This window comes from Streptomyces sp. NPDC045026 (assembly GCF_056432625.1).
Genome location: NZ_JBWKIS010000024.1, coordinates 1 through 13,036, shown reverse-complemented (window position 1 = coordinate 13,036; position 13,036 = coordinate 1). Strand labels below are relative to the sequence as shown.

At 71.0% G+C, this 13,036-nt stretch carries 8 protein-coding genes and 1 pseudogene; all 9 read left to right on the top strand.

Going from position 1 to position 13,036, the window contains the following annotated elements:
* Window positions 1-28: 28 nt before the first annotated feature.
* Window positions 29-922: a serine hydrolase gene (locus tag AC07EJ_RS34840; RefSeq protein ID WP_478885751.1), complete on the top strand. Its 894-nt coding sequence runs from the start codon at window positions 29-31 to the stop codon at window positions 920-922.
* 140 nt (window positions 923-1,062) lie between these two features.
* The gene (locus tag AC07EJ_RS34835) at window positions 1,063-2,454 is read left to right on the top strand and encodes a serine hydrolase domain-containing protein (RefSeq protein WP_478885750.1); all 1,392 of its coding nucleotides are present in this window, start codon (window positions 1,063-1,065) and stop codon (window positions 2,452-2,454) included.
* Window positions 2,451-3,350 carry a serine hydrolase gene (locus tag AC07EJ_RS34830; protein WP_478885749.1) on the top strand — a complete coding sequence of 300 codons (900 nt, stop codon included), beginning with the start codon at window positions 2,451-2,453 and terminating at the stop codon, window positions 3,348-3,350. Before AC07EJ_RS34835 ends, AC07EJ_RS34830 begins: the two co-directional genes overlap by 4 nt.
* Window positions 3,347-4,942, top strand: coding sequence for an ABC transporter substrate-binding protein (locus AC07EJ_RS34825; protein WP_478885748.1), 1,596 nt, complete (start codon window positions 3,347-3,349; stop codon window positions 4,940-4,942). Before AC07EJ_RS34830 ends, AC07EJ_RS34825 begins: the two co-directional genes overlap by 4 nt.
* A complete protein-coding gene (locus tag AC07EJ_RS34820; RefSeq protein ID WP_383149610.1) occupies window positions 4,942-5,934 on the top strand; it encodes an ABC transporter permease in 993 nt (330 codons plus the stop codon). Before AC07EJ_RS34825 ends, AC07EJ_RS34820 begins: the two co-directional genes overlap by 1 nt.
* Complete coding sequence (locus AC07EJ_RS34815; protein ID WP_478885747.1) at window positions 5,934-7,865, top strand: dipeptide/oligopeptide/nickel ABC transporter permease/ATP-binding protein; 1,932 nt, start codon at window positions 5,934-5,936, stop codon at window positions 7,863-7,865. Before AC07EJ_RS34820 ends, AC07EJ_RS34815 begins: the two co-directional genes overlap by 1 nt.
* The gene (locus tag AC07EJ_RS34810) at window positions 7,862-8,860 is read left to right on the top strand and encodes an ABC transporter ATP-binding protein (protein WP_478885746.1); all 999 of its coding nucleotides are present in this window, start codon (window positions 7,862-7,864) and stop codon (window positions 8,858-8,860) included. Before AC07EJ_RS34815 ends, AC07EJ_RS34810 begins: the two co-directional genes overlap by 4 nt.
* Window positions 8,857-12,213: a serine hydrolase gene (locus AC07EJ_RS34805; protein WP_478885745.1), complete on the top strand. Its 3,357-nt coding sequence runs from the start codon at window positions 8,857-8,859 to the stop codon at window positions 12,211-12,213. The genes AC07EJ_RS34810 and AC07EJ_RS34805 overlap by 4 nt, the downstream gene beginning before the upstream one ends.
* Before the next feature lie 202 nt (window positions 12,214-12,415).
* Window positions 12,416-13,036: pseudogene (locus AC07EJ_RS34800) on the top strand (integrase); the annotation flags it as partial.

The following is a 13,036-nucleotide window of genomic DNA, read 5'->3' as shown; positions in this document are numbered from 1 at the left end:
ATCCACCCCGACAGAGAGAAGGGACCCCATGGTCACCGAATCGGAACTGGTCGAGACAATCACCGGCCGGGCGGCGGAAGCCGGCGTCCAGGTATGGCTGCACGCGGCCGATCTGGACAGCCCACGACACGTGGGCATCGACGCCGACGAGCCGATGGTCACCGCGTCCGTGTTCAAGGTTCCCGTAGCAGTGGAACTTGCCCGGCAGGCGGCCGACGGTGAACTCGACCTCGCCGAGCGGATCACGGTGCCACCGGGACATCCGACCGCCAGTCCGTACGGCCTCGCGACGTTCCGCCACGACGTCACGATGTCCTGGTACGACCTCGCCGTCCTGATGATCGGCATCAGCGACAACGTCGCCACGGACCTGATCCTCGGGAAGGTAGGAAAGGCCGCGGTCGCCGAGACGCTGCGCCGGCTCGACCTCCCGCACACGGCCGTCCCCCACGACTGCGGGGACCTGTTGCGCACGATCGGCGAGGACCTCGGGATCGACTACCAGGACGACGAACGGATCCTGGCCGCGATGCCGGCCGAACAACTGGCCAAGCTGCGCGCGTTGACACCCCAAGAGACCTGCCGGACCACCGCCGCGGAGAGCACCCGCCTGCTGGGCCTGATCTGGCGTGACGAAGCGGCACCCGCGACGGCGTGCGCCGACGTCCGGCGCTGGCTGGAACTGCAGGTGTGGCCGCACCGGCTGCGCTCCGGCTTCGCGGACGACGACGTCAGGATCAGCGGCAAGACCGGCACGCTGCCCTCGCTGCGCAACGAGATCGGCGTGGTGGAGTACCCGGACGGTGGCCGGTACGCGGTCGGCGTCTTCACCAGGGCCGTCGACGCCCGTTCGAGAGTTCCCGAGCGTGACGCCTTCATCGGCTTCGCCGCCGCCCGGGCGGTGGACTGGCTCAGGCGGTAACCCATACCAGCGGCCGGGTGTTTCGTCGGCCACGATGAAGGTTTCGGCAATTCTCGTCGTTTCTCACGAATCGGCCATGAGCGCACAGGTCATACCCTCCCGGAATCACCCGTTCTCCCTCGCCGAGACAAGAGGTGCACATGTCCGAACTCAATGAACTCCGTGGCTGGTTGGAAAGTCGCCTTCCCGAGTTGCTGGCCGAACACAAGGTGCCGGCCGCGTCGATCGCCGTATACGCACACGGCGAGATGATCGACCGCGCGGCCGGGGTGCTGAACAAGCACACCGGCGTCGAGGCCACCGCGGACTCCGTCTTCCAGATCGGGTCGATCACCAAGGTCTGGACGACCACGCTGGCGATGCAGCTCGTCGACGAGGGCGCGCTCGACATCGACGCCCCGGTCCGGGCCTACCTGCCCGAATTCGCCGTCGGTGACGAGACGGCCTCCGCGAAGATCACCGTACGCCAACTGATGTGCCACACCTCGGGGTTCGAGGGCGACATCTTCCTCGACACCGGTCGCGGGGACGACGCGGTGCACAGGCTCGTCACCCTCCTCGCCGACGTGCCCCAGCTGTTCGCGCCGGGCGAGATGTTCTCGTACAACAACGCCGCCTTCTGCGTACTCGGTCGCATCGTCGAGGTGCTGCGCGACAAGTCGTACGACGACTGCCTGCGCGACCACCTGTGCACGCCGCTGGGGCTGACCCACGTCGCCCCCAGCCCGTACGAGGCCGTCAGGTTCCGCGCCGCGTCAGGGCACCTCACGCCCGACCCCGACGCCGAGCCGCAGCCCGCGCAGGTCTGGGCGCTGCCCCGGTCGAACGCGCCCGCCGGATCGATGCTGGCGATGCGGCCGCGGGACCTTCTGACGTTCGCCCGGATGCATCTCGACGGGGGCAGGGGGCCCGACGGGACGGCGGTGCTCACTCCGGAGAGCGCGCTCGCCATGCGGCGCCGCGAGGTGGAACTGCCGGATCTCGGTCTGATGGGCGACGCCTGGGGACTGGGCTGGTCGCTCTTCGACTGGCCCGGCGGCACGGTGGTCGGCCACGACGGAGGCACGCTCGGCCAGTCGGCCTTCCTACGGGTGGCTCCCGAACACGACATCGCGGTGGCGTTGCTGACCAACGGCGGCAACCCGCTCCCGCTGTACGTCGAACTCGTCGGACGCGTGCTGCGCGAGCTGGCCGGAACAGAGATGCCGGCGCTCCCGGTGCCGGACGCCGACGCCCCCCGTGTCGAGACAGCGAGGTTCGTGGGCACGTACGCGTCGTCCGTCGGCGACACCGTCGTCAGCGAGGACGCCGACGGCAGGCTGTGGGCCGAGCGGACCCCGAAGGGAGTGTTCGCCGAACTCGACGGCGGTCCGCCGGAAAGGATCGAACTGGTCGCGTACGACGGCGACAGGCTGATCCCCGTGAAGCCGCAGCGCGGCATGCACATGGTGCACGCGTTCGTCGGGGACGACGGGACCGGGCGGGCGCGGTTCCTGCACACCGGCCGGGCCGATCGGCGGGTGAGCCGGTGAACGCCATCGCCGACGAGATCGCCGCGGTCTTCGCCGAGGCGGGAGCGCAAGGATTCCTGCACGCCCGTGAGATCGGGGTGACCGACGGCCCCGAGGTCGCCGTCGGCGCGGACGCCCCGGTGGTCCTGGCGTCGGTCTTCAAGATCCCGGTCGCGGTCGCCTACGTCCGCGAGGTGGCCGCCGGACGGCTGGACGAGACCGAACGGACCCGGGTCACCGCGCGCTACCGCGTCGGCGGGATCGGCACGGCCGGGTGCGTCGACGACGTGGAGATGAGCTGGCGCGACCTGGCGCTGTTCATGCTGACCATGAGCGACAACGCGGCCACCGACGTCGTGTTCCACCGGGTCGGACAGGACGCCGTGGACCGCGTACTCACCGACCTCGGGCTGTCCCGAACGCGCATCCGCGGCTGCTGCGAGGACCTCTTCGCGTCGTTGCTGTCCGACCTCAGTGCCGGCGAAGGCGACGACGCGGAGGCCGTGCTCGCCGCGGCCACCCCGGAACAGCTGTGGAAGCTGGCGGTGCTGGACCCGGCCAGGACGACGTCGTCCACCCCGCGGGAGATCACCCGGCTGCTCGACGCGATCTGGACCGACCGCGCGGCCGATCCCGGGGCCTGCGAGAAGGTCCGCGCGATCATGGGACGGCAGATCTGGCCGCACAGGATCTCGTCCGGCCTCGACACCGGGGTCCAGGTGGCGGCCAAGACGGGCACGCTTCCCGCGATCCGCAACGAAGCAGGTGTGCTGACCTACCCGGACGGCAGGCAGTACGCCGTCGCGGTGTTCACCCGCGCGGACTCCCTGGAGGACCGCCGGCCCGCTGTCGATACCTCGATCGGCAGGGCCGCCCGGCTCGCCGTGGACCATCTCCGCCGCGGAGTGACGTCATGAGGCGCCGGGTCGTGCTGCTCGGCGCGCTGGCGCTGGCGCTGACGGTGAGCGCGTGCGGGGGAGTCTCGCAGTCCACACCAGGGCGGACCGCACACCAGGAACTGGCGGACGGCAGGACCTTCACGCAGGCGATCGCGTCCGACCCCGGAAGCCTCGACCCGCAGATGACGGTCCTCTCGGTCGCCATCCAGACCGACCGCTACCTCTACGACTCGCTGCTCAACGTCGACTCCACCGGAAAGCCGGTGACGGGACTGGCGGCCAAGTGGCGCGCCACGACGACGAAAGCCACCTTCAGCCTGCGGCGCGGCATCACCTGCGCCGACGGCTCGCCGCTGACCGCCGCGGACGTCGCGGCGAACATCAACTTCGTGGGCGACCCGGCGAACAAGTCCCCGTTCGCGGGGGTGACCATCGCGCCCGGAACGAAGGCGACCGCCGACAACGCGAGCCGCACCGTCACGCTCACCAGCGGAGCGCCGGACGCGTTCCTGCTGCGCAACGCGGGCCGGCTGCCGATGGTGTGCGCCGCGGGCCTGCGGGACCGTTCGCTGCTGGCCAAGGGCGGCGCGGGCACCGGCATGTTCACCGTCACCGAGGCCGTACCCAACGACCACTACACGCTCACCCGGCGCAAGGACTACACGTGGGGGCCGGGCGCGTGGAAGACCAACCAGCCGGGGCTGCCCGACAAGGTGGTCGTGCGGGTGGTCCCGAACGCCACCACCTCGGCGAACCTGCTGCTCTCCGGCGGCCTCAACGCCGCGGCCACGGTCGGGCCGGACAAGAAGCGGCTCTCCGCGCAGAAGCTGTTCCACGCCGACTACCTCGCTCCGATGGGAGAGTTGTTCTTCAACGAGGCTCCCGGCCGCGCCGGCCGGGACGAACGCGTCCGCCGCGCCCTGGTCCAGGCACTCGACCTGACGCAGCTCGGCAAGGTGCTCACCAGCGGCACCGGCACACCGGCCACGGGGATGGTCACGGCCGAACCCCGGGCCTGTACGGGCGACACCGTGAAGGGCAACCTTCCCGCGCACGACCTCGCCGCGGCCAGAACTGCGCTCGACGCGGCGGGCTGGCGCACGGGCCCGGGTGGCGTGCGCGTCAAGGACGGCAAGCGGCTCGCCCTCACCATGATCTACGCGACGCAACTCGGGCCGACCATGGCGCCCACCGCCGAGCTGGCGCAGCAGACCTGGAAGAGCATCGGAGTCGACGTCAAGCTGAAGGGCGTCGACAGCTCCGGGCTCAACCAGGCGCTGTTCACCACCGGAGCGTGGGATGTCTCGATGGCGCCGTTCGGCTTCGAACTGCCGAGCCAGGCAGTGCGGTTCGTGTCGGGCAAGGCGCCGCCGCAGGGCACCAACTTCGCGCACGTCGAGAACGCCGGGTACGACTCTCAGGTGCGCCGGGCGGCGGGGCTGGTCGGCGACGACAGCTGCCGCGCTTGGGTCGCGGCCGAGACGTCCCTGATCAAGCGCGTCGACGTCGTCCCTTACGTCCACTCGGTTGTCCCGTTCTTCGGCACTGGAGCGCGGTTCGAGGTCAGCGCTGGTTCCATCACGCCGTCTTCGATACGGATGTACGGCTGATGGCCACCGCTGCAGTGGCGGCCGCCCTGCGTGCCGGAATCCGGGGCGGCCCGTGGCTGCCGTTCGCACGGCGCAGGCTGCGGCGATTCCTCGTCGCGCTGTGGGTGCTGCTGACCACGGCATTCCTGATGATCCACCTGGTCCCGGGCGACCCGGTCCGGGCGGCGCTGGGAATGACCGCACCCACCGAGCTGGTCGAGGCCCGGCGCCAAGCACTCGGCCTGAACGACCCGTTGTGGGTGCAGTACGGCCACTACCTCGGCAACCTGTTCACCGGCGACTTCGGTACGTCGATGACGAGCAACCTGCCGGTGGCGCAGGTGATCGGCGACCGTCTGCCCGCGACGCTCGCGCTGGCCGTGCCGGCGTTCGTGGTGGTGGTCGCCCTGGCGATTCCGCTCGGCGTGCTGTTCGCAGTGTTGACCAGGGGCGGCAGACGGCGGGGCGTCGAGCTGGGATTCACCTCGGTGAGCGTGTTCCTGGCCGCCGTCCCTGAGTTCCTCGTCGCCGTCGGCCTCGTCGCGTTCTTCGCCGTGCGCCTTGGCTGGTTCCCGGTCGCCGGGAGCGGCGGCGCGAACACATTCGTGCTGCCGGTGACGGCACTGGCGACCGGGGCGACGGCGGTGCTGGCGCGGATCGTACGGGTGGAGATGTTGTCTGTGCTCGGCGACGACTTCGTCCGCACCGCCCGGGCGAAGCGGCTGCCCGCCCGGCTCGTGTACGTCCGGCACGCCCTGCCGAGCGCGCTGACCGCCACGCTGACGTTGGGCGGGCTGATGCTCACCGCGATGGTCGCCGGGACGGTGCTGGTGGAGAACGTCTTCGCCTGGCCCGGGCTCGGCTCGACGATCGTGCAGTCGATTCTGGCGAAGGACTATCCGACGGTGCAGGGCATCGTGCTCGTCTACGGCATCGGGGTGCTGCTGGTGAACCTGGCGGTCGACGTGCTGCTGGCGCTGCTCGACCCGCGCTCGACCATCCGGGAGAGCTGATGACGTCGACATCGCAGTGGAGAAGGCGCGGCTCGGCCTGGTCGGCGGCCGCGCGCACCCCGATGGGGGCGTGCTCACTGGCGCTGTTGGTCGCGTTGGCCGCACTCGCCATCCTGGGACCGGTGCTGTGGGGCGAGCAGGCGGCCGCGGTCGACACGAACGCGATCGGCCAAGGCCCCTCCGGGGCACACCTGTTGGGCACCGACTCGCTCGGCCGCGACATCTTCTACCGCACGCTCGTGGCCACCCGGTTCTCGGTCGAACTCGCGGTGATCGCCACGGCGGTCGGCGTCACGGTCGGTCTCCTGCTGGGTACCTTGCCGTCGGTGCTGCCGCGCCGGGCCGGCAGGCTGATCACCTCCGCCGTGGACATCGCGGTGGCGTTCCCGGGGCTGCTTCTTGCGTTGTTCTTCGCGGTCATCTTCGGCGTGGGCACCCGAGGCGCGGTCCTTGCGATCGCGTTCGCGACGGCGCCGGGCTTCGCCAGGCTGGCGCAGACCCTCGCCGCATCGGTGGCAGGGCGGGACTACGTATCGGCTGCGCGGATCGCGGGCGTCGGCCGGCTCCGGCTGCTCGTCCGGCACGTCCTGCCCAACATCGGCGAGCCGCTGCTGGTGAACGCCACCATCAGCGCGGGCGGGGCACTGCTCGCCTTCGCCTCGCTCTCCTTCCTCGGCATCGGCGTCCAGGCACCCCGATACGACTGGGGGCGGCTCCTGGGCGAGGGACTGGACGGGATCTACGTGAACCCAGCGGCCGCGCTCGCTCCCGGCGCGGCGGTGGTGCTCGCCGGTCTCGCGTTCAACCTGGTGGGCGAGACCGTCGCCGCGGTGGTCGGCGTACGCACCCCGACCGCGCGGATCCCCGCCCGGCCGGCGCCGCCCGCCCGTCCCGCCGCGGCCGAGGAACCCACGGCGAAGCCGGTGCTGTTGGTGGAGAACCTGCAGGTGGCGTTCCCGCGTGCGGACGGGTGGACGGTCCCGGTGCGCGGCGTGAGTTTCACCGTGCGCGACGGTGAGGCGATCGGTGTGGTCGGGGAATCCGGATCGGGCAAGAGCCTGACCGGACTGGCGGTTTCGCGGCTGATCGAGACGCCGGGTGTCGTGACTGCGGACCGGCTTGAGTTCGCGGGGACTCCGCTCCTGACGACCCCGGAGCGGGAGTTGCGCGAGTTGCTCGGCACGTCGCTGGCGATGGTCTTCCAGGATCCGACGAGCTCGTTCAACCCGACCCGGCGGATCGGCCGCCAGCTGGCGGAGGCGTCGGAGCAGCACCACGGCCTCAACCGGCGCGAAGCCTTCGCCAGAGCCGTGGACCGGTTGCGCGCGGTGCGCATTCCCGCCGCGGAACGACGTGCCCGGCAGTACCCGCACGAGTTCTCCGGCGGGATGCGGCAGCGCGCGATGATCGGCATGGGTCTGATGGGCGAGCCGAAACTGATCATCGCCGACGAGCCGACGACGGCGCTGGACGTCACCGTGCAGCGCCAGGTGCTGCGCCTCCTCGCGCGGACGAGGGAGACCGAGAACGCGGCCATCCTCCTGATCAGCCACGACATCGCGGTCGTCGCGCAGACCTGTGACCGGATGCTCGTCATGTACGCGGGCCGCGTCGTCGAGGACCTCCCCACCGCCGACCTCATGTCTGTACCGAGACATCCCTACACCCGGGCGTTGCTGGCCGCGACGCTGGAACTGGACACCGACCGCGACGAGCCGCTGGCCGTGGTCCCCGGCCGCCCGCCCGAGCCGGAACAGGTGCCCGAGGGGTGCGCGTTCGCCGCCCGCTGCCCGGTGGCGACGGACCGGTGCCGGAGCGAGGACCCGGTCCTGGAGCGGGTCGACCGGGCACACCGGGTCGCCTGCTGGCATCCGAAAGGCGCCGTCGCGCGGGAGTCCGGCCGGGAAGCCGCCTACGGAGGTGCCGAATGAGCGCGCTGGTGTTTGACGAGGTGAGCGTGCGCTACGGCGCCCGGCGCGGAGGCCTGACCGCAGTGGACCAGGTCAGCCTGACCGTGCCCAAGGGACAGGTGGTCGGGCTGGTCGGGGAGTCGGGATCAGGCAAGTCGACCCTGGCACGGGCCGCGGTGGGCCTTGCACCGGTGAGCGCGGGCCGCGTCATGCTCGGCGGCGTGGACGTGAAGAGCCTGCCGCGAAGACGGCCGCTGCAGATGGTGTTCCAGGACCCGTACTCCTCGCTGGACCCGCGGATGAGCATAGGTGAGTCGATCACCGAGGCCCTGCCGCGCAGTGCGCACGCCGGGGCGGCAGACAGACGGGCCGAGGTGGCGAGACTGCTCGAACTGGTCAACCTCGACCCGGACCGGGCGGGGATGATGCCGAAGCACCTGTCCGGCGGGCAGCGGCAACGTGTCGCGCTCGCCCGCGCGTTGGCCGGGCAGCCGCAGGTACTGATCGCCGACGAGATCACGTCCGCGCTCGACGTGTCGGTGCAGGGCGCCGTGCTCAACCTGGTCCGCACACTGCAGCGACGACTGGACCTGTCGATGCTGTTCATCTCGCACAACCTGGCCGTGGTGCGCTATCTCAGCGACGTGATCGCCGTGATGTATCTCGGCCGCATCGTGGAGATGGGCCCCGCCCAGCAAGTCCTCAACGACCCGCAACACCCCTACACGCGCGACCTGCTCGCCGCGGCCCCGTCCGTCCATACCGGCCTGTTCGACGACCCCGGTGACGGCGACGGCATCGGAGACACGGACCCGCCGGACCCGCACCACCCGCCCACCGGTTGCCGCTACCACCCCCGCTGCCCGATCGGCCCGCTCACGCACACCGAGCGCACCGTCTGCCTCAGCTCCGACCCGGCCGACGACGCGGTGACCCGCCGGCACCGAGCGGCCTGCCACTTCTCCCCGAGCGCCAGCGAACAGCCCGCAATCCCACGAGGAGGCCTCCTGCGATGACCCGACGCCTTGGCATTGATGATCTGTACGAGTTGACAGTCCCCGAGCAGCCGAGCGTTTCGCCGGACGGAAGCCGGATCGTGTACGTGCTGCGCGCCGCCGACCGTGACGGCGACCGGGACGTGCGGGCGCTCTGGCAGGTCGCCGCCGCGGGCGGCGAGGCGCGGCAGCTCACCCGGGGAACGACCGACACAGCACCGACATGGTCGCCCGACGGCACGCGTATCGCGTTCCTGCGTGCCCGGGACTCGGCCCCGCAACTGTGGTTCCTGCCCACCGCCGGGGGCGAGGCCGAGCAGGTGACAGAACTCCCGCTGGGCGCCGGCGCACCGGTCTGGAGCCCGGACGGCAACAAGGTCGCCTTCGCGGCGCCGGTCGACCTCGCCGCGGCGGACGGCGAGGACGCAACCGCACGCGCACGCCGGGCGAATGCCCCGGTCGTGACGGACCGGCTGGACTTCAAGGCCGACGGCACAGGTCTGGTACGGACCCTGCGCAGGCACGTGCACGTCCTCGACGTAGGCACACGGGAGATCCGGCAGGTCACATCGGGGGACTGGAACGCAGGCGATCCCGCCTGGTCCCCCGATGGCACCCGGCTGGCGTTCCCCGGCGCCCGCGAGCCCGACGCCGACCTCACGCTGCGGTCTGCCGCCTACGTCCTCGACCTGAGCGAGCGCGCCGCCGAACCGCAGGCGACGGGCTCCGGCGACGGCACGGCAGCCACGGTCACCTGGACCCCTGACGGTCGGGCGCTGCTGGTCGTCGGGCGGGGGGACACCGAGATCGGGAACACCAAACTACTGCTGGTGCCGCTGGACGGCGGCGACACCATCGACCTGACGGCTGCCCTCGACCGGAACGTGATGCCGGGCGGCCCCGGCTATCCCGGCGCGGCGCCACGCCCGACAGCGGACGGCCGCGTGCTGTTCTGCGTGCGCGAGCGCGGCTGCACCCACCTCTACTCGGTCGGTCTCGACGGCAACGCGCCGCGGCCGGTCGTGGGAGGCGCGGGGAATACCGTCGGCGACCTGGCCGTCGCGGGGGACACCGTGGCGATCCTCCTCGCCACGCCGTCCTCGTTCGGCGAGATCGCGACGGTCGACCCCGCCGACGGGACGGTCGAGGCGCGCACACACCATGGCGAGAGCGTCGCCGACGTGGAGCTGTTCGCCCGTGAGGAGCGGGAGTTCACGATCTCCGACGGCACCGTGGTCCATGGCTGGCTGGTCCGTGACCCGGCCCGTACCGGCCCTTCGCCTCTGCTACTGGACATCCACGGCGGCCCGCACAACGCATGGAACGGCACAGCCGACGCTACCCACATCTACCACCAGGTGCTCGCCGCGCGCGGCTGGGCGGTGCTGCTGCTCAACCCACGCGGGAGCGACGGCTACGGCGAGAAGTTCCTCACCGCGGCGCTCGGCGCGTGGGGACAGGCGGACGCGCCTGACTTCCTCGAACCACTGGATCACCTCGTCGCCGAGGGGGTCGCCGACGCCGACCGGCTGGCCGTGTCCGGCTACAGCTACGGCGGCTTCATGACCTGCTACCTGACGAGCCGCGACAACAGGTTCGCGGCTGCGGTCGCGGGCGGGGCGGTCAGCGATCTGACCAGCATGGCGGGCACCTCGGACGCAGGCCACTACATGAGCGTGCGCGAACTGGGCGGCACCCCGTGGGCCGAGGAACAGCCGTACCCGCAGCAGTCGCCGCTCACCCACGTCGACCAGGTCCAGGTACCGACGCTCATCGTGCAAGGTGCCGATGACGTGCGCTGTCCCGTGGGCCAGGCGGAACAGTGGTTCACCGCGCTGCGCGAGCGGGGCGTTCCGGCCCGGCTGGTGCTGTACCCCGGCAGCTCGCACCTGTTCATCCTCGACGGCAGGCCGTCGCACCGGGCGGACTTCAACCGACGCGTCGTCGACTGGGTGGAGCGGCACGCAAGGCCCAAGGGGAGCGCGGCGCGGGTGCCGATCGACGCCGCGCACTGGCAGCGGCGGCTGAGCGAACTGGCTTGCGCACATCGGGTACCCGGAGCAGCGCTCGGCATCCTGCGCATCGGCGGCGACGGCGCCGACGAGCTGGTGCAGGCGAGCCATGGCGTCCTGAGCAAGAACACCCGCGTCGAGGTCACCGACGACTCGCTGTTCCAGATCGGCTCGATCACCAAGGTGTGGACGACGACCGTCGTGATGCAACTGGTCGACGAGGGGCTGCTCGACCTCGACGCGCCGATAGCGGAGGTCCTGCCCGAGCTGCGGCTGGCCGATCCGGACGTGGCGAGGCAGGTGACGATGCGTCATTTGCTCACCCACACAAGCGGCATTGACGGCGATGTGTTCACGGACACCGGCCGTGGCGACGACTGCCTGGAGCGCTACGTCGACCAGCTCGCGGGCGTCGGACAGAACCACCCGCTCGCGGCGACCTTCTCCTACTGCAACTCGGGATTCGTCCTTGCCGGCCGGGTCATCGAGAAGCTGACCGGCAAGACCTGGGACCTCGCGATGCGCGAGCGGCTGTTCACCCCGCTCGGCCTGAGCCACACGATCACGCTGCCGGAGGAAGCGCTGCTGTTCCGCGCGGCGGTCGGCCATGTCTCGCCCGGCGGCGGCGAGCCGACGTCCGCGCCGGTCTGGGGGCTGCCGCGCTCGGTCGGTCCCGCCGGTCTGGTCGGCGCGGCGACCGCGGACGTCCTGGCGTTCGCCCGGCTGTACCTGACCGGCGGGCTGGCACCCAACGGCGAGCGCCTGCTCGCGCGGGCGTCGGTGGACGCGATGGCCGACAGGCAGACGAACCTGCCCGATCCGCACAGCATCGGCGACTCCTGGGGCCTGGGCTGGATACGTTTCGACTGGGACGGGCACCAGGTCATCGGCCACGACGGCGGCACGATCGGCCAGGCGGCGTTCCTGAGGCTGCTCCCCGAGCAAGGACTCGCGGTGGTGCTGCTCACCAACGGCGGCAGTCCACGCGACCTGTACGAGGAGCTGTACCGGGAGATCTTCTCGGAGCTGGCCGGGGTGGCCATGTCGCGTCCACTCGAGCCGGCCGCCGAACCTCCCGCCGTGGACGCGCGGCGGCACGCCGGTGTGTACGAGCGGGCCGGGGTGCGCGCCGAGGTTCTGCTGACCGGGGAAGGGCTGCGCCTGCGCCAGACCCTCACCGGTCCCCTGGCCGAACTCGCGCCGGATCCGACGCAGGAGTACGACCTGGTACCGGTCTCCGACAGCCTGTTCGCGTTCCTCGCGCCGGAATCACGGACCTGGACCCCGGTCACGTTCTACACGCTGCCCACCGGCGAGCCGTACGTGCACTACGGGGTGCGGGCGGCCCCGAAGGTGGCCTGACCGTTCACGGCCGGCGTCTGCGGCTGCGATGTGGAAGGGCCCGCTCGACCAGCCGTCCTGTCGACTGGTCGAGCGGTGCCCTTGCCGATAACCTCATCCGCCCTGGTGGAAGTAGCTGTGCCACGACGCGTGGGATGTCGGCCGCGTCGCCCGACCCGGCGCTCTGGCAGGGCCGAAGACCACTGCGCCATGATGATCGGCTGTGCTGCTACGACTGGCGTACCTGGGTGTGACGAACGCGTTCGCGATGCTGCAACTGCTGCCGATGAGTGAACAAGAGAAGACCGTCGAGATCCTGGCGTTACGCCATCAGCTCTCGGTGCTGGAACGACAGATGAGCGGGCAGCGGGTGCGGTTCCAGGCAAGTGACCGGGCCTTCCTGGCGGCGCTGCTCCACCAGCTGCCGACGCAAATGCTGGGCCGGATTCGGTTGCTGGTGCGGCCGGACACGGTGCTGCGCTGGCACCGCGACCAGCTCGCCCGCCGCCACGCCGCCCGGTCCCGGCCGACGCGCGGAGGCCGACCCCTCACCGTCCACTCCGTCCGAGGCCTGGTGCTTCGCCTGGCGAAAGAGAATCCGACTTGGGGATACCGGCGCCTGCACGGCGAACTCCTCGTCCTCGGCGTAAAGGTGGCCGCATCCACAGTCTGGGAAATATTGAAAGAGGCCGGGATCCCGCCGACGCCCGAGCGTGCCTCCACCACCTGGGCCGACTTCCTGCGCTCCCAAGCGGACGCACTCCTCGCATGTGACTTCTTCGAGACCGTCACCTTGTCCGGGGCCCGGCTGTACGTGTTCGCAGTGATCGAGCACACCAACCGG

Bases quoted from the DNA above. Each gene is read 5' to 3' on its own strand.
- AC07EJ_RS34815 (WP_478885747.1), top strand. From the start codon at position 5,934: ATGACGTCGACATCGCAGTGGAGAAGGCGCGGCTCGGCCTGGTCGGCG.
- AC07EJ_RS34805 (WP_478885745.1), top strand. From the start codon at position 8,857: ATGACCCGACGCCTTGGCATTGATGATCTGTACGAGTTGACAGTCCCC.
- AC07EJ_RS34810 (WP_478885746.1), top strand. From the start codon at position 7,862: ATGAGCGCGCTGGTGTTTGACGAGGTGAGCGTGCGCTACGGCGCCCGG.
- AC07EJ_RS34820 (WP_383149610.1), top strand. From the start codon at position 4,942: ATGGCCACCGCTGCAGTGGCGGCCGCCCTGCGTGCCGGAATCCGGGGC.
- AC07EJ_RS34840 (WP_478885751.1), top strand. From the start codon at position 29: ATGGTCACCGAATCGGAACTGGTCGAGACAATCACCGGCCGGGCGGCG.
- AC07EJ_RS34835 (WP_478885750.1), top strand. From the start codon at position 1,063: ATGTCCGAACTCAATGAACTCCGTGGCTGGTTGGAAAGTCGCCTTCCC.
- AC07EJ_RS34825 (WP_478885748.1), top strand. From the start codon at position 3,347: ATGAGGCGCCGGGTCGTGCTGCTCGGCGCGCTGGCGCTGGCGCTGACG.